General features: G+C 45.7%; 14 protein-coding genes. 6 read left to right on the top strand and 8 right to left on the bottom strand.

Features of this window, described 5'->3' with window-relative positions; genetic code table 11:
* Positions 1 to 139: 139 nt before the first annotated feature.
* A complete protein-coding gene (gene priA / locus KDU71_RS13195; RefSeq protein WP_212191554.1) occupies positions 140 to 2611 on the bottom strand; it encodes a replication restart helicase PriA in 2472 nt (823 codons plus the stop codon).
* 215 nt (positions 2612 to 2826) lie between these two features.
* Here priA and KDU71_RS13200 point away from each other — a divergent pair, with 215 nt between their 5' ends.
* Positions 2827 to 3645 carry an MBL fold metallo-hydrolase gene (locus tag KDU71_RS13200; protein ID WP_212191555.1) on the top strand — a complete coding sequence of 273 codons (819 nt, stop codon included), beginning with the start codon at positions 2827 to 2829 and terminating at the stop codon, positions 3643 to 3645.
* Positions 3646 to 3768: 123 nt separating this feature from the next.
* Entirely contained in the window at positions 3769 to 5307 is a 1539-nt protein-coding gene (locus KDU71_RS13205) for a YifB family Mg chelatase-like AAA ATPase (RefSeq protein WP_212191556.1), read from the top strand.
* Between the two features lie 111 nt (positions 5308 to 5418).
* Here the strand turns inward: KDU71_RS13205 and KDU71_RS13210 are convergent, their stop codons facing one another.
* A complete protein-coding gene (locus KDU71_RS13210; RefSeq protein WP_212191557.1) occupies positions 5419 to 6057 on the bottom strand; it encodes a PliI family lysozyme inhibitor of I-type lysozyme in 639 nt (212 codons plus the stop codon).
* A 196-nt stretch (positions 6058 to 6253) separates the two neighbouring features.
* Between KDU71_RS13210 and KDU71_RS13215 the strand changes: the two genes are divergently transcribed.
* Positions 6254 to 6928 (top strand): inorganic pyrophosphatase, encoded by a 675-nt coding sequence (locus KDU71_RS13215; protein WP_212191558.1) that lies wholly within the window; start codon positions 6254 to 6256, stop codon positions 6926 to 6928.
* Here KDU71_RS13215 and KDU71_RS13220 read toward each other — a convergent pair.
* The 6 genes from KDU71_RS13220 to lpcA form a co-directional block, all read right to left on the bottom strand.
* Positions 6925 to 8166 (bottom strand): sensor histidine kinase, encoded by a 1242-nt coding sequence (locus KDU71_RS13220; RefSeq protein WP_212191559.1) that lies wholly within the window; start codon positions 8164 to 8166, stop codon positions 6925 to 6927. The two genes, KDU71_RS13215 and KDU71_RS13220, sit on opposite strands and share 4 nt — an antisense overlap.
* An 8-nt stretch (positions 8167 to 8174) precedes the next feature.
* Positions 8175 to 8852, bottom strand: a complete 678-nt coding sequence (locus KDU71_RS13225) for a response regulator transcription factor (protein ID WP_212191560.1) — start codon at positions 8850 to 8852, stop codon at positions 8175 to 8177.
* A gap of 41 nt (positions 8853 to 8893) precedes the next feature.
* Entirely contained in the window at positions 8894 to 9337 is a 444-nt protein-coding gene (locus tag KDU71_RS13230) for a hypothetical protein (RefSeq protein WP_212191561.1), read from the bottom strand.
* Positions 9334 to 10701, bottom strand: a complete 1368-nt coding sequence (hemG, locus tag KDU71_RS13235) for a protoporphyrinogen oxidase (RefSeq protein WP_212191562.1) — start codon at positions 10699 to 10701, stop codon at positions 9334 to 9336. The genes KDU71_RS13230 and hemG overlap by 4 nt, the downstream gene beginning before the upstream one ends.
* Complete coding sequence (gene hemH / locus KDU71_RS13240) at positions 10694 to 11611, bottom strand: ferrochelatase (protein WP_212191563.1); 918 nt, start codon at positions 11609 to 11611, stop codon at positions 10694 to 10696. The genes hemG and hemH overlap by 8 nt, the downstream gene beginning before the upstream one ends.
* Positions 11612 to 11951: 340 nt before the next feature.
* Positions 11952 to 12533 (bottom strand): D-sedoheptulose 7-phosphate isomerase, encoded by a 582-nt coding sequence (lpcA, locus tag KDU71_RS13245; protein ID WP_212191564.1) that lies wholly within the window; start codon positions 12531 to 12533, stop codon positions 11952 to 11954.
* Between the two features lie 102 nt (positions 12534 to 12635).
* On the opposite strand from lpcA, the gene KDU71_RS13250 reads away from it, so the two are divergent.
* The 3 genes from KDU71_RS13250 to mutL all read left to right on the top strand — a co-directional run bounded on the left by KDU71_RS13250 (position 12636) and on the right by mutL (position 16392).
* Positions 12636 to 13442 carry an ion transporter gene (locus KDU71_RS13250; protein WP_212191565.1) on the top strand — a complete coding sequence of 269 codons (807 nt, stop codon included), beginning with the start codon at positions 12636 to 12638 and terminating at the stop codon, positions 13440 to 13442.
* Between the two features lie 586 nt (positions 13443 to 14028).
* Complete coding sequence (locus tag KDU71_RS13255) at positions 14029 to 14358, top strand: hypothetical protein (protein WP_212191566.1); 330 nt, start codon at positions 14029 to 14031, stop codon at positions 14356 to 14358.
* 120 nt (positions 14359 to 14478) lie between these two features.
* Entirely contained in the window at positions 14479 to 16392 is a 1914-nt protein-coding gene (mutL, locus tag KDU71_RS13260) for a DNA mismatch repair endonuclease MutL (RefSeq protein WP_212191567.1), read from the top strand.
* Positions 16393 to 16404: the final 12 nt, after the last annotated feature.

Here is a 16404-nt window from a genome sequence, read left to right on the forward strand (position 1 = left end):
CGTCATATCTGTTCACCATAGCTCGCTATGCTTTCACAAATATTCCTTGAAACTAAACATTTATAAGCGATTTGAGCCAGTAATTTTATGTCGAAATCAGGTTAGTAAAGAATCATCCAAATTATTGCCTCTGCTAATCCTAGGCTGGGTCCACATCAATCTGGAACGTCACATAGCGAAAGGCCTGCTGAGCCTGGAGGCTAAAGATGGCTTCGCGCATCAGGTGTTTCACTTTTGTGGGTGACGCTTTCTTCTCCATCTTAATCAGTATCTTTTTAATATACAGGTTCTGAATACGATTAATGACCGGCGCCTGCGGGCCCAGCACCCGATTGCCAAATACCACGCGTAGCTGTTCAGCCAGCAAATGAGCTGCCCTGTTGGCTACCGGCTGCTCTTTGTGCTTAATGGTAATGTTAATCAGGCGGTAATACGGCGGATATTTAAACAGCTGCCGCTCCTCCAGCTGGCCGTTGTAATGATTTAGAAAATTATGGTTGATGACATCCATAATCACCGGATGCTTGGGATTGGATGTTTGCAACACTACGAGTCCCTGCTTGTTTTTGCGTCCGGCCCGGCCACTCACCTGTGTCATCAGTTGGTAGCTGCGCTCAAAGGCCCTGAAATCAGGATAGTTAAGCATATTATCGGCATTGAGGATGCCCACTACGCTCACATTATCAAAGTCCAGTCCCTTGGAAATCATTTGGGTACCAATGAGAATATGTACTTCGCCGTCTTCGAACTTCTTAATCAGCTTGTCGTAGCCCGATTTACTGCGGGTAGTATCCAAATCCATGCGCGCCACCTTATGGTCGGGATAGAGCAGGCTCATCTCCTCCTCAATCTTTTCGGTACCAAAGCCGCGCGTTTCAATAGCCGGACTATGGCAGGCCGGACACACTGTTGGCAGCTGGATACTGTGGTTGCAATAATGACACACCAACTGATTGAGATGCTTGTGGTAGGTCATGGACACATCGCAGTTGACACACTTGGCCACCCAGGCACACTGCCCGCATTCAATAAACGGACTAAAGCCCCTGCGGTTCTGAAACAGGATGACCTGTTCGCCATTTTTCAAGGCCTCATCCATCTTTTCGAGCAGCATAGGTGTAAAATGCGAGCTCATCTGCTTTTTGCGTTTGGCCTCGCGCACATCAACAGCCACTATTTCCGGCATCTTAATCCCTTCAAAGCGTTGCAGCAGCTCTACCAGGGCATATTTCCCCTGCTGTGCATTGAAATAGGACTCGATTGATGGCGTAGCGGTACCCAGTAATGTTTTGGCACCAAACAGGCTGGCCAGCACAATAGCGGCATCGCGCGCATGATAGCGTGGTGTCGGGTCAAACTGTTTGTAAGTATTTTCGTGCTCCTCGTCAACGATAATCAGGCCCAGGTTAGAGAAGGGCAGAAACACCGATGAACGCACCCCAACGATTAGCTGGTAATTCTTTTGTTGTAACAGGTTATTCCATATCTCCACGCGTTCGGCATCGGCAAACTTACTGTGGTAGATACCCATCTTATTGCCAAAATGTTTTTGCAGGCGTGAAGTAATCTGGGTGGTTAAGGCAATTTCAGGCAACAGATATAGCACCTGTTTGCCCTGCATCAACTGTTCCTCTATCAGGTGAATGTATATCTCGGTTTTACCACCCGAAGTAACACCATGCAGCAAGGTGACATCGTGCGTTTGAAAACCATCTTTTATTTCATCGTAGGCCGTTTGCTGCACCTCACTTAACTGGTTGGCTTGCTTAACTGCTTTATCGTTCAGATCGAGCCGGTCGATGGCGCGCTCCTGCTCCAGGAAAATCTCCTTATTACAAAGCTCCCTGATGGCTGCCTGGCTGGCATTGGCCTTTTTGAGCAACTCAGGCTTCGCAACATTCTCATTGGTAATGGCACCGGTTAATCCGCCCACCATCGACATAAACGTCATCAACAGCTCTTGCTGCTTAGGCGCACGCGACAGCTTATCAAACACTAGCTGTAGCGCATCTTCCGACTGGCATTTGGGATGGAGGGATATCACTTTTTCTGTCTTGGCCTTGTAGCTCTCCTTCAAGTGTTCATTCACAAATACGGCATTGTATTCCAGCAACCGCTTTATAATCGGCAGGCTGTTCTTGAGGCCGCTCTGTTGATTCACATCGTTGATGGAGCATACCTTTTTACCGGCAATGATATCCAGCACCTTGTTCTCCTTATCCGATAAAGGCGACTCAGCTATAAATTCGGTGTTGTAGATGATACGCGTCTCGCTCTCCATCTTCAGCCCAGATGGCAAAGCAGCCTTATAGACTTCTCCTAAGGTACACTGATAGTAATCGGCCAGCCAGTTCCAAAACTTCAGTTGATAGGCATTGACAAGGGACTCCTCATCCAGCACCGATACAATGGGCTTTGTTTCATATTCCTCCGGCTTGTTGTGATGCAGCAGACAAACAACACCCGAATACATCTTCTTTTTACCGAAAGGCACAGCCACACGTTTCCCAACCGTTGCCAGGTGCACCAAATCATCGGGCACCTCGTAGGTAAACAACCGTGGCAACGGCACAGGTAGTATAATATCGGCAAAAAGCGGCTTTGTACTCATGAATCTAAATTAAGGGTGTAAAGATAAATATTACTTACGTAGTTTGAAGACAGAAGGCAGAACAGTATCCCATTTCATATGATGCTATGTTTTTCAATTGTCATATGGCACTCGCCTTAACGTAATCATCCCCGCGGGGGAGCATTTTTTCTAACGAGTCGTTTCATCTGATTTACGATTCAACTCATTACCTTAGTGCTTTAATTTGAAGAGCCATGAAACTTACCACACTAATTGATAATAAATGCAGTCAAAACCACCTGAAGTGCGAACATGGTTTATCATTTCTATTGGAAACAGATGAACTCAACATCCTGTTTGACACCGGGCAATCGGATAAGTTTCTTTTTAACGCCGAAAAGATGGGTGTTGACTTGTTGTCAATTGACTACGTGGTTCTTAGTCACGGTCACTATGACCATACCGGTGGACTGCCTGCTTTTCTAGGTATGAACAATAAAGCCAAAGTGATTATACACAAGCATGCCTTCAAGGAACGCTTCTCCAGGTCGAGTAGCATGATTAAAGAAAATGGCATTCCCTGGCGTGATGAATCTGGGATTGATGCACAACGCTTCATGATAATAGACGAAGACCTGCAATTGCCCGATGGTACGCATATACTTTGCAATATAAAACCTAAGACCGGCTATGAGGTTATCAACCAACGGCTGGTCGTAAAAGACGGTACTCAATATAAGCCCGATCCATTTGATGATGAACTGATACTGGTAACTCCTGAAAAAATACAACCCAGCGTATTATGTGGATGCGCCCATACGGGTATTGTTAATATCCTGCATATCATCAGTGAACGCCTGCACCACAATACTTTTTATTATGTAGCCGGTGGACTTCACCTGAACGGCCGAAATAAGGACGAGATTGAGCATGTAATCAGAGGCTTGATACCTTTCCATGTTAATCATTGGCTATTGAACCACTGTACGGGAGAAGTCGCTTTTGATTATTTTACAGAAGCCTTCCCCAATCAGGTACAATACGCAGGAAGTGGGCATGTCCTTGCCTACTAAATCACCTTCAATCAGAAAATTAGTAGTATTAAACACTAAAACTACCCTGTCGGTCAAAACTTATTACGCAAGAAGCATACTGTTAAGTGATTTTTACTTAACTTCCGGTTAAATATTTTGACCATGCTTGTAAAAACCTTTGGCTCAGCCGTCAGTGGTATTGACGCCTACACCATCACTATTGAAGTTAACATCTCTAAAGGCATCCGTTTTTTCCTGGTGGGCCTGCCCGATAACGCCGTTAAAGAAAGCCATCAACGCATAGACTCAGCCCTGAAAGTATGCGGCTACAAATGGCCCGGGCATAAAATTGTTATTAACATGGCCCCAGCCGATATACGTAAAGAAGGGGCTGCCTATGATTTACCCCTGGCCATTGGTATCCTGGCTGCCTCCTCTCAGATTGTGAATCATAAACTGGCTGACTACATGATGATGGGTGAGCTATCGCTGGACGGCAGCCTGCAGCCGGTAAAAGGGGTTCTGCCAATGGCCATCCGCGCTAAAGAGGAAGGCTTTAAAGGCTGTATTTTACCACTTGAAAATGCCAGGGAGGCCGCCGTGGTGAACGACATTGACATCTATGGCTTTGAAAACATTCAGCAGGTGATCCGCTTTCTGGAAGATGACTCGGATACAGAGCCTGTTAAGGTCAATACCGAAGAGGAATTTGAGAAAGGCACACAATTGGTTGATTTCGATTTTTCTGATGTGAAGGGACAGGAAAGCGTGAAGCGCTCCCTGGAGATTGCAGCTGCCGGCGGTCATAACCTGATCATGATTGGCCCTCCCGGTGCTGGTAAATCCATGCTGGCCAAGCGTCTGGCCAGTATTTTACCGCCCCTCACTTTGGACGAAGCACTGGAAACCACCAAGATACATTCGGTAGCCGGCAAAACCGGCAGTGGCACGGCGTTGATTACACAGCGCCCATTCCGATCGCCCCACCACACGATCAGCGATGTGGCTTTAGTCGGTGGTGGATCCTTTCCGCAGCCGGGCGAAATCTCTCTGTCGCACAACGGGGTGCTGTTTCTGGATGAACTGCCTGAATTTAAACGGACCGTACTGGAAGTGATGCGCCAACCATTAGAGGATCGTCGCATCAGCATCTCACGAGCTCGCTTCACCATCGATTACCCGGCGAGTTTTATGCTGGTATCATCCATGAATCCGTGTCCTTGCGGCTACTTTAATCATCCCGAAAAAAAATGCGTGTGCAGCCCCGGCGTGGTGCAAAAGTATTTGAGTAAGATATCCGGCCCCTTGCTCGACCGCATCGACCTGCATATTGAAGTAGTACCGGTGCCCTTTAACAAGCTGGCAGAAGCACCGCCATCGGAGAGCAGCATTACAGTGCGCGAACGGGTAATTAGAGCCAGAAAAGTGCAGTCGGAACGTTTTAAGGATAATGAAAAGGTGCATTGCAATGCGCAGATGAGCAGCCGGCAATTGGCCCAATATGCCACACCCGACGAAACAGGGATGAACATCCTGAAGACAGCCATGGAAAAGCTGGATTTATCGGCCAGGGCATACGACCGCATCTTAAAAGTGGCCCGCACCATAGCCGATTTGGAGAACTGCGACACCGTACAGAGTCATCATGTGGCTGAGGCCGTTCAGTACCGCAGTTTAGACCGCTCGGGTTGGGCAGGGTAGTTAATATTTATAAGGCTACTACCCGAGAAGATTCGCGCGGCAGCGAAGGTATTATAAAAAACGGCATAGCGTTAGGCTATGCCGAATGATGCATTATTTGTTTGCGGATAATTATTCAACATCCGTTACACTCACCTCCTTAAAGTGACGCGATGCCTCACCGTCCACCAGTTGGTAACTCACCTGGCGCAGGCCGCCGGTAGGATTGGCATTGCTATCACCATCGTTATACTTTGGGAAACGCTGCACCAGTTTGGTTTCTACAATAGCAAATTCATCGTGCCCCATATAGCCTTTGTTCAGTTGCTCATTATCTGCAACGGGTGGGAAATACACCTGGCTCATCGATTTCAGGTTGTTTACCGAGAAAGCATATACCTCGCCATAGCTACCACTACCGTCGGACTGGGTAAAGATCAACAGCTCAGGCGAGCCATCGGAGTTCAAATCCTCCACCTCGGCATTAACAATCCGGCTGCCGGTAATATCAAATGCTTCATTAAATTCCTGGATTTCCAGTCCGGATGTGTTGACCGTCATCTTACTAAAACCATTCTCCTTAGCTGCTGATACAGTAAATGTGATACCCTGCAGCTTTAGCTCTTTTGTATAAAAGACCTTATTAGCCGCTTGTTCTTGTTCAACTGCTGTACTTTCCTGATTGACCTTATCAGTACTTTCTTTTTTCTTCGTTTGACAGCTCATGGCCACTACAACCATCAGGCTGATTATTACTGTATTTCTCATCATTTGTGTCTTTTATGATTCAAGCAATGCTGCTATTCATTGCTGAAAGTATAAAAAGCATCCTTAAACGTCAAATGCAACATCATGCTTTGTGCTATGAATTAAATTACCATTAATCATTAAATTCTTCTGAAACATTCCTTTACTTCGTGTTGTTGTACTAACAATCCAAATCTAAAAATCAAGTAAAAGGAAGAACATGACATCTAATAGTTTAATGGATCCAATCGGGCGCCTGATGGGTTTACGTTATAAGTCGCATCCCTGGCATGGTGTTGACATTGGTGATAACGCGCCTGATATAATAACCAGTTTTATTGAGGTAGTTCCGACGGATACCATCAAGTATGAAGTGGATAAGGTGAGTGGATACCTGCGTATTGATCGTCCGCAGAAGTACTCCAACGTGGTGCCGGCACCTTACGGCTTTATTCCACAAACATACTGTGGTAAGCTGGTGGGCAAATACTGCGCAGAGAAATCGGGTAAGAAAGATATTATTGGAGATGGCGATCCATTGGATATATTGGTATTAACTGAAAAGGATATACCGCATGGCGATGTGTTGGCACAAGCTATACCCATTGGAGGTTTTCGCATGCTGGATGGCAATCAGGCCGATGATAAAATTATTTCGGTGCTGAAAAATGATGTGATGTATGGCGAGTATAAGGATATTAACGACATGCCCGAAATGGTGATTAAGCGTCTGAAGCATTATTTCCTGACTTATAAGGATATGCCCGGTTTGAGTAACGATTCGGAGATTACACATGTTTATAATGCCGAAGAAGCCAAACAGGTGATTCGTCTGTCAATAGAAGATTACGAGAACCGCTTTGAAGGCTTGCGAAGAGCCTTATCAACCTACTAAAAATTTAATCTGAAGATATGCTCGGCATCTTTTTGCTCATAGCTGACCGAGATAGCTGATATATCGCAGATGCGTTTGACAATGGATAAGCCAATGCCCAATGATTGCGGGTGTTGGCTATTTTTTTTAAAGCGCCCGAAAAGCTTCTCCGGGTCATAGCTGACTACCAGCCCGCTGTTTTTAATTTCCAGACACTTGTCGTCGATGGTGATGTGGATGTGTCCATCAGGTATATTATGGCGAATGGCATTCTTCAGTAAGTTCTGAATGAGCGTATGTGCCAGCGATTGGTTCATGTGTGCCCGCAAGCTGGCCGTTGATACCAGCTTAATTCTTAACCCGGCATCCTCAATCAGCATCTCCAGATTCTCGAGCTGCTTGCGCACTACTTCATTAAAACTTACTTCTTCGGCATCGGCAAATACCCGGTGGTCCAATTTGGCCAGGAATATAAGTGCCTGGTTGGTTTTAGACAGGCGGTGTGTTGTCTCAATCAACCCGGCAATGGATTTTATTTGCTCTTCAGTCAGGTTATCGGCCTGAATAAGTTCATCTAACTTGGCATTGATAATGGCCAGAGGTGTTTGCAGCTCATGTGAGGTGTTCTCCGTGTATTCCTTCAATCGTTCATAGTCCACCTTAATCTTTTTCTCCATGGCATTGAACACCTCATTGAGTTGTTCAAATTCATCGATGTCAGAGGTCATCAATTCCAGGCGATTATCTTTATTTACATCAAAGGCACGTAGCTTGTTGATGGTATCATAAAATACGGCCAGTGAATATTTGGTAGATGCCCGGTTTACCAGGTATAGTATCAGGAAGAAGATAACAGGAAATACGGTCAGCATCAGCGTAAACTTCATCACCATCAGATCAGAAGGTGCTGTTGAGCGGATAATGGTAAAGCGGGTGGCGTGAATATTATCAATTGGTTTGAAGTAGGTAAGTTTGCGGTAAAAATCATAGTTTTCGTTACCAGCCTGCTGCATCACCGTATCGGTAAATTCGTAATAGTCCTCACTGATTGTTAACCGAAGGGTATCGACACTGACATCGGCATAGGTGAGTGAGTAGTTGTTTTGTGATTCTACTTTTTGCTGTGCTTCCAGTAGTTCGTTGTTGAACATTTTATCAACTGCAAAGCGAATAAAATAATAACCACCCAGACTGCCAATAAAGAAGAAGAAGATACTGGCAGAAATGAAATTAAGTCCGGTTTTAGTGATTAGCTTCATAGGATTGATTAAGTGGCGTCGGTAAATTTATAGCCCACCCCATATACATTTTTTATGTAGTCGCCACACCCTGCTTTTATCAGTTTCTTGCGAAGGTTTTTAATGTGCGAATAAATCAAATCATCGGTAAAGCCATAGTCCATAAAGTCTTTTGACATGTGCTCGCCAATTCCTGTCTTGGTCAATACCCGGTTCTTATTGGCAATGAAATACACCAATAGATCAAATTCTTTCTTGGTAAGATCTACCGGATTGTCATTTACTTTTACAAGCAATTGCCCCGGCACTATTTCCAGCTCATTAAAATTGATGGTTTCTTCGCCCTTGAAATGTACCCGTCTCACCAATGATTTCAGTCGTGCATTCAGCTCTGCCATCTGAAAAGGTTTGGTGAGGTAGTCATCAGCCCCCAGCTCCAATCCTTCAATTTTATTCTCCAGGCTGTCGCGTGCCGAAAGAATAATAATCCCGGTTTGCATACCGCCACCTTTCACCTTCTTGACCACCTCCAGGCCATTCCCATCGGGCAGGTTCAGGTCCAGAAGAACAATATCAAATTGGCCGTCAAGCATCTGTAAGGCTGAATTGAGTGTGCCAACCACCTCGCAGCTATGTCCTTCACTACTCAAAAACTGCTGAACGCTTTGTGCCAGTTGCGGTTCATCTTCTACTATTAATATTTTCATAGTCGTTATATGCTCAAACGCGCCTGTGGTATATTATTACATCACATGGCATACCTCACTATATTCATGGCCATCGATATTAAAATCATGGCACAGGCAATACCAAAATAAAGAAAATTCTTTTTAAAAATGAGCCGAGGCGTATGATTGCTCTTGGCAAATACCCAGCCAATATGACTCATAACGAGGGTAAACACCATCAGAATAAAATGCTCAACGGCCCAAAACCGCCCTTTAACCACCTGCTTGGCATAGATGGTGACTTCGCCACTGCCAAACTCAAGCATGTACATTACAAAGAGGAATGTGCCTAACACAAATTGCAGATACAACAGCAAAGTAGCTACAAACGGCAGCTTCACATCCAGCTTGTTTAGTTGCAGACGGTTAGCCAAACCCCCAATGGCTCTCACCAGTATTGTGCCTGTGATGAAGCAGGCCAGTAGGCTGGTAATTATATGCAATATCAGCACTAGTTCTCTCATGCGCCCAGCTCCTTGGCAATAAGTGTTGCCTGTTTGATGCGGTCGGCCATACCGATGCCGTCGCGCAGGTTGCCCGCTATGATGAGGCCGGGGTATTGCTGTTGCACACCTTCAATGGCCTGAAAACGCTCACCCGAACTAATACCATATTGTGGTATGGCGTGCGAGTATCTTTTTATTTTCACCAGTGAAGGATTAAAAGTAGTCACTTTCATCAGGTCAACGAATTCATCTTCGAGCACCTGCAAGAGTTCATCGTCATTAAGGTCGCACAGCCCCTCGTTGCGCACGCCTCCCATAAAGATGGTGACTAATGCGCCTCCTTCAGGTGCACGCCCTTTAAACAGCGATGACATAAACAATACGCCCAGTAAGTTGCGCTGCTCCTTATGCGGTATCAATCCACCAAAACCATCCAGTGGGCGCCCATCCCAGTTGTCAAAACCAAGGGATACTTCCACTACCCGGGCATATTTAAGGTTGGTCAGGTGCTGCATTTGCTGAGGTTCTACAAATGGCAGGGCCTCTTCCAATCCCACCGAACCAAAGGTGGTAATCACTTTATTAGCTTGTATCTGGTGGGACGTACCATCCACAGCATAGCTCACCTGGTAGATTCCATTATTCGGCTTCACCACTACATCACTGGCACCAAAACAGAAGTTACTTTCTCCTGCGCTGCGCAGCAAGGCATTGGTTAAGCCACTTAAACCACCTTCAATAGAGAAAACAGCCCGATCGGTACGTTTTTCAAGCTCAGTTTTTGGCTCCCTGGCTTTTTTGCGGGCACCGCCGATAAAGCTGCCATAGGTTTGCTCCAGGTTATATAGCTTAGGCATGGCATACCGCGTCACCAGTTGTGCCGGATCACCGGCATATATCCCCAGAATAAAGGGGTCGATGGCATAGTCGAGGAAACTGTTTCCCATTCGTCGTTTCACCAGCTCTGCCAATGTTTCATCAGGGTTGGTGCCTTTTGCCCTGAAGGGCTCGCCCAGTATGCGAAACTTATCTTTGAGTGTGAATAAAGGCGTTGAGACTGCCGAGATAGGGCTGTGAGGCAAAGCATGCCACTCACCATTTTTGAGTACATAGCGAATTTTTACCAGGTCATTGCCTTTCTCTACTTTAATGGCATCGCCCAGCTCATCGAACAAAGCCACTACTTCAGGGTGTGAGACAATACCAGAGTTGGGACCTGATTCAAAGACGAAGCCATTTTCGCTTTGTGTGTTTATAACGCCTCCTGCCTGCATTTGCTTATCCAACACGCAGAAGTTAATGCCTTTTTTATTGAGTTTATGCGCCAGGGTTAAGCCCGTAACACCGGCCCCCAGTATCACCACATCGTATTGTTTATTCATTCACCACACGTTTTAGTGTTTCGATAAAAAGCGGATGCGCCACAGGTATCTCTACACGTGAAATGTGCTTTACCCGTTCATCCTTTTTGTAGATATCCACCAGCTTTATATTTAAGTCATAAACCGTTTCGAGACACTCGGTAGTAAAGCTAAGGGGTATCAGCACAAAATTATCTTCACCGGCTACCACCAGCTCTTCCAGGTGATCATCGGTATCAGGTCCAACCCATTTGACCGGCCCTACACGCGATTGAAAAGCCACTTCGTAACGGCGATTCATGAGTCCAGCCAGCCGTTTGGCCATGTGCTTAACCGTATCGGGGTATTTATCGCCCCGCTTAACACCATACATGGGGATGGCATGGGCCGTAAACAGCAACAATGGATTATCCAGACCTTCCCTTTCAATGTGTTCTTCAATGAGGGTTTTCCAGTATTCCAGAAATGTGGGATGTACACTGTAATCGCAGATCTCTCTAATGCTTACACCGTTTAATTTCTTAGCAGCTTTCTTAACATCAGTAAAAACAGATGTGGTAGTGGTGTCACTGGCCTGTGGATACATGGTCAGTACATCAATCTCATCAACACCATCAGCCACCATCTTGTCGAGCACATCGGCAATGAAAGGAGGCGTATAGGAGTAAGCTGTGTAAACCGGCAAATTGGTTTGTTCGGCCAGAGCCTTGCCCGTTGCTTCGGTATGTTTAATGATGGGTGTACCGCCTATCAACTGGTATTTCTCCCACGATGACGGATGGCGTTTTTTGGCAATCATATTGGCCACAAATTGCCTGAGACCAAACGGTAGCGGCAAAATATACTTATCACTAAACATGTTTTTGAGGAAAAGGCGCATCTCACTTAGCGACTGAGGTCCGCCCATATTGACTAGTAATATACCCTTCATATATAACTGTGCGATTTAGTTAATCTTTTTCTTCTAAAGATGAAACACAAGATAGTGAGAATGGTTGAGGTAACAGCATGAATAGGCTATAAAAGTATGCGCAAGCCCTGAGTAGCATTGTATCGTGAGCCTGATTTAGAACTGAATCGCTCAGCAAATTAGATGTAATATCCCAGCTGTAGTAATGTCAATTACCTCACTTAAGTATCTTTACGATGTAAAGGCTCGAGTACTGTTGTTAATAACATGATGACCTAGCGTCAGCGACAGTACTTTTATTGTTGCTATTGTTGCCTGCGCAACATTATTGATTTATGCCTACAGGCAGGTTACCCGCGGCTTATTCTCCTATTGCTTTAGCTTCAATGTATTGAATCAATACATGGATGATTTTAATGTGAATCTCCTGGATGCGATCTGAATAACCCGTATGGGGGGCGCGTAGTTCAATATCCGCTACCTCAGCCAGTTCACCGCCCGATTTACCAGTCAAGGCCACTACTTTCATACCCTTCTCCCGGGCTGCTTTAGCGGCGTTCAATACATTGGGTGAGTTGCCGCTGGTACTGATAGCCAGCAGTACATCGCCACTCTGGCCTGTGGCTTCCACATAACGTGAGAAAATATAATCGAAGCCATAATCGTTGCCCACACAAGTGATATGAGTGGGGTCGGAGATGGCAACAGCTGCCAGCCCGCGGCGATTATCACGAAAGCGACCTGTCAGCTCTTCGGCAAAATGCATGGCATCGCTCATGGAGCCGCCATTACCACACGACATGACTTTACCGCCAGCAGCAATAGCCTCAGCCATCATATCGCCGGCCGCCTGTAGCTTATCCCAGTTGCTTTCCTCCTGCATAAAACGGTTCAGCACCGCTTGTGCTTCATTAAATTCTTTGATGATATCTTCTCGTGTCATGTGTTCTTATTTGCTTTGTAAAAGTACAATGGCTTTTCTAAACTTAAAATTTTTTTAAGCTCAAAGGCTTTATATCTTTGAGTGAGCGCAAATCATAAACTTATGCAATCTGTTAAGAATCGTTTATACCAGGTAATTTACGAAACCGATACGCCAGCCGGTAAGCTGTTTGATATTCTTTTGATTATACTTATTCTACTAAGTATAGTTGTGGTGATGGTAGAGAGTGATGACACGCTGCCACCAGCCATCAATAAAGCCATGGTGGTGATGGAGTGGTGCCTGACCGGGCTTTTTACCATTGAGTATTTTCTGCGTATAGTTATTATCGATCGCCCGCGCAAGTATATTTTTTCATTCTTTGGCATCATTGATTTGCTGGCCATCCTGCCTACCTATCTGGGTCTGATTATCGGAGGCACACAGATGCTGATAGTTGTGAGGGCATTGAGGCTGGTGCGCGTATTCCGTGTGCTGAAACTCACCCGCTATGTAAAAGAGGCGAGCGTTTTGTGGTTGGCGCTGTTGTCGTCGCGTAATAAAATAAGCGTGTTCCTGTTTGTGGTGCTTATCATTGTTACCATCATGGGCACCGTCATGTATATTGTAGAGAATCCACATAACGAGGGTTTTAAAAGTATTCCGCAAAGTGTATACTGGGCCATTGTAACGCTCACCACAGTAGGCTATGGCGACATAGCGCCTGTGACGGTGTTAGGTAAGTTCCTGGCAGGTTTTATCATGATAACGGGTTATGCCATTATTGCTGTGCCAACTGGTATTGTTACCAGTCAGCTGGTGAATGAAAGTCGCCGGCAGCCAGGTTCGCGTGTTTGTCCTGACTGCCTCAAGGAGGGGCATGACTATGAAGCTGCTTTCTGCAAGCACTGCGGTCATCCACTGAAATAGAAATCTACCCGCTTGATCTCTTGCCAAACTCTCTGAGCTGGTTCAACCTGGTGATGGTCCTCAACGATGCTGGCAGGACGATAAAAAGATAGCCGGGGTGGGCTGTTTTACCGGAAGGGCATCAAAATTATGGGAAGGCCGTCGAAATTACAGAAAGGGAAAGGGAAATATGGGAAGGGCGACGAAAATATCATAATTTCATCGGCCTTCCGGGAAATGAGCAGGCCCTGCTGTAAAATTACCCATCCCATTACTTCATTTATCAGTCAAGTGTTTCGTTAACTGGTTCTGACAGTTGTTTTTGTATTCTCTGCCCATTGGCCCAGTTGAGAAGCCCTGAAGTTATCAATAAGATGTTCACAGGCTTTGTTAGTAAATACTATTCGTCATCAAATAAGCTTTTTAGGTCGCTAAAAGGCCAGCTTGAAACAGGCTGTTTCTGGTTATTAACGATTACTTGTTATCTTTGCCTAGGTGCGGATGCAAACAGCTTTTTGTTGCACAATTATCAGGACGCAGAATTTCGTTACCGGTAGGAGTATATGCTGGTATAAGAATTGTGGCTTGGTATAAAAATTAGAGAAAGATGAAATTTACATTTTCAAAAGTGGCGCGTCATCGGGTGTTTCAGCACGACCCGATTTATTACGATGAGCAGAAGGAGAAGCGTGAAGAAAGGGAACGTCGGATAAAGGAAGAGCTAGGGCTATTAAACGACGAAGAGAAGGAAAGTGGCTATGCCGGCCGTATTAAGGGAGGTATGCGTCGTCGTATAAAGTCTCATTACGAGGTGTCGCGAAGCGAGAAGCGTCGTTCCAATCTACGTTTAGTTCTTATCCTGATTATTCTGATGATATTGGGGGTTTACCTCATTCAGGAGGGAATGGCCTGGATGGAATCATTTTTTGCCGACTAGCCAATTGAATAAACATTTGCACAAATCGTAATAGCAAACTTGATGTCTGCCTGAGCGCATATGGCCGCCTGCTTCATCAATCTTGGGTTTTATTAATTAATAAAAAGAGATAGTTAACACATGTCGAATGTAATACAGTTATTGCCAGATTCGGTGGCCAACCAGATTGCTGCCGGAGAGGTGATACAGCGACCTGCATCGGTTATCAAGGAATTGATGGAGAATGCCATTGATGCAGGGGCTACCAATATTCAAGTGATTACCAGGGATGCGGGAAAGAGCCTGATACAGGTCATTGACAATGGTTGTGGCATGAACGAAACCGATGCGCGTATGGCTTTTGAGCGCCATGCCACATCAAAAATTCGTGAGGCCAGTGATTTATTTGCGCTGCAAACAATGGGTTTCCGTGGCGAAGCCTTGGCATCTATAGCCGCCATTGCCCAGGTTGAACTAAAAACACGACGTGAGGAAGACGACCTGGGAGTGCAAATTAATATTGCAGCTTCTCAGGTTGAGTCGCAGGAACCTGTACAATGTCCGGTTGGTAGTCAGTTCTGTATTAAAAATCTGTTTTACAATGTGCCGGCCAGGCGTCGTTTTCTGAAAAAAACCTCCACCGAGCTCCGACATATTATTAATGAATTTCAACGTGTGGCCCTGGCGCACCCCGATGTGGCCCTGTCGCTGGTGCATAATGAAGTGCCCATGTTTAGTCTGCCAGCCGGTAATATAAAGCAGCGCATTGTTAATATGAACGGCAAGCAGATGGGCAATAACATTATTCCCATCGATACTGATACGGTGATGGTGAAGATCTCCGGCTTTATTGGTAAGCCCGAATCGGCTAAAAAGACCATGGGCGATCAGTTCTTTTTTGTGAATAACCGCTTTATGAAGCATCCCTACCTGCACCGTGCAGTGATGGATGCCTATGATAATATACTGCAGCCCGAAACCATTCCGGCTTATTTTATTTTCCTCGAAGTAGATCCGCAGATTATTGATGTGAATATTCATCCGACCAAAACAGAGATAAAGTTTGAGGATGAAAGGGCTTTCTGGCAGCTACTCAATGCCGCCATCCGCGAAAGCCTGGGTAAGTTCAATATGATGCCATCCATCGATTTTGACACTACTGATCAAATTCACATTCCTGTCTCCAGCCGCGAGGGTGAATTGGTGGAGCCAACAGTTGAGGTGAATCCGTTTTATAACCCTTTCGAAGAGGAAAGGAAACAATCTGTTTCGAGTTATAGCAGTGGCGGAACGGCTACTTTCCGGTCAAAGGCGTCGGCGCAGGGCTGGGAGAACCTGTACGATGGTAATGAAAGTAATGAACTGCCCGATTTTTCTGCTTTGGCTAATTCTGAAATGGAGAAGCAGGAACAACCCTTTGAACCCAACGAGCAGGAACAGGAACCGGTGCAACAAACTTTCTTATCGGGTGGTGCCAATGAGGAAAGCGCAGGCAGTAACCGCTTCTTTCAGTTGAAGAACCGCTATATACTCACTTCGGTTAAGTCGGGTTTGATGATGATTGACCAGAAGCGGGCTCATGAGCGCATTATCTTCGAAGGTTTTATTCGCACATTGCAGAGAGGCGCATCGTTGTCTCAAAAGTGTCTGTTCCCCGAAGAGCTGCATTTTGGTCCTGAGGAAATGGCCATGGTGAATGAGCTGCAGCCTGATTTGTTGACCCTCGGCTTGGAGCTGCAACAGGTTAATGAGGAAACCTTCAATGTGCTATCGACCCCGGCCGGACTAGAGAATGTATCGGCTGCCCAGCTGATTGATGGTATTCTCACCGATTTTAGAGATGGTGAGGTGGATTTACAAAAGGAAGTAACCGAGCAGGTGGCCACCTCCATGGCCAGGCGTGGTGCTATTCCTTATGGTAAGGTGCTGTCGACACTTGAAATGAGTGAACTGTTTGATCAGTTGTTTGCCTGTATGGTACCCAACTTCTCGCCATCGGGCAAAACCATTATCTCAATAATGGATATGGATGAAATGCAAAAGCGCTTTATGTAGTGTCATATTGGC

The sequence above is a fragment of the Carboxylicivirga sediminis genome (genome assembly GCF_018156225.1).
GTDB lineage: Bacteria > Bacteroidota > Bacteroidia > Bacteroidales > Marinilabiliaceae > Carboxylicivirga > Carboxylicivirga sediminis.

What these genes read in the sequence shown, in the direction of transcription:
- KDU71_RS13210 (WP_212191557.1), bottom strand. Translation starts at nt 6,057, where the DNA reads ATGATGAGAAATACAGTAATAATCAGCCTGATGGTTGTAGTGGCCATG.
- hemG (WP_212191562.1), bottom strand. Translation starts at nt 10,701, where the DNA reads ATGAATAAACAATACGATGTGGTGATACTGGGGGCCGGTGTTACGGGC.
- lpcA (WP_212191564.1), bottom strand. Translation starts at nt 12,533, where the DNA reads ATGACACGAGAAGATATCATCAAAGAATTTAATGAAGCACAAGCGGTG.
- KDU71_RS13255 (WP_212191566.1), top strand. Translation starts at nt 14,029, where the DNA reads ATGAAATTTACATTTTCAAAAGTGGCGCGTCATCGGGTGTTTCAGCAC.
- hemH (WP_212191563.1), bottom strand. Translation starts at nt 11,611, where the DNA reads ATGAAGGGTATATTACTAGTCAATATGGGCGGACCTCAGTCGCTAAGT.
- KDU71_RS13250 (WP_212191565.1), top strand. Translation starts at nt 12,636, where the DNA reads ATGCAATCTGTTAAGAATCGTTTATACCAGGTAATTTACGAAACCGAT.
- KDU71_RS13220 (WP_212191559.1), bottom strand. Translation starts at nt 8,166, where the DNA reads ATGAAGCTAATCACTAAAACCGGACTTAATTTCATTTCTGCCAGTATC.
- KDU71_RS13215 (WP_212191558.1), top strand. Translation starts at nt 6,254, where the DNA reads ATGACATCTAATAGTTTAATGGATCCAATCGGGCGCCTGATGGGTTTA.
- mutL (WP_212191567.1), top strand. Translation starts at nt 14,479, where the DNA reads ATGTCGAATGTAATACAGTTATTGCCAGATTCGGTGGCCAACCAGATT.
- KDU71_RS13200 (WP_212191555.1), top strand. Translation starts at nt 2,827, where the DNA reads ATGAAACTTACCACACTAATTGATAATAAATGCAGTCAAAACCACCTG.
- KDU71_RS13230 (WP_212191561.1), bottom strand. Translation starts at nt 9,337, where the DNA reads ATGAGAGAACTAGTGCTGATATTGCATATAATTACCAGCCTACTGGCC.
- priA (WP_212191554.1), bottom strand. Translation starts at nt 2,611, where the DNA reads ATGAGTACAAAGCCGCTTTTTGCCGATATTATACTACCTGTGCCGTTG.
- KDU71_RS13205 (WP_212191556.1), top strand. Translation starts at nt 3,769, where the DNA reads ATGCTTGTAAAAACCTTTGGCTCAGCCGTCAGTGGTATTGACGCCTAC.
- KDU71_RS13225 (WP_212191560.1), bottom strand. Translation starts at nt 8,852, where the DNA reads ATGAAAATATTAATAGTAGAAGATGAACCGCAACTGGCACAAAGCGTT.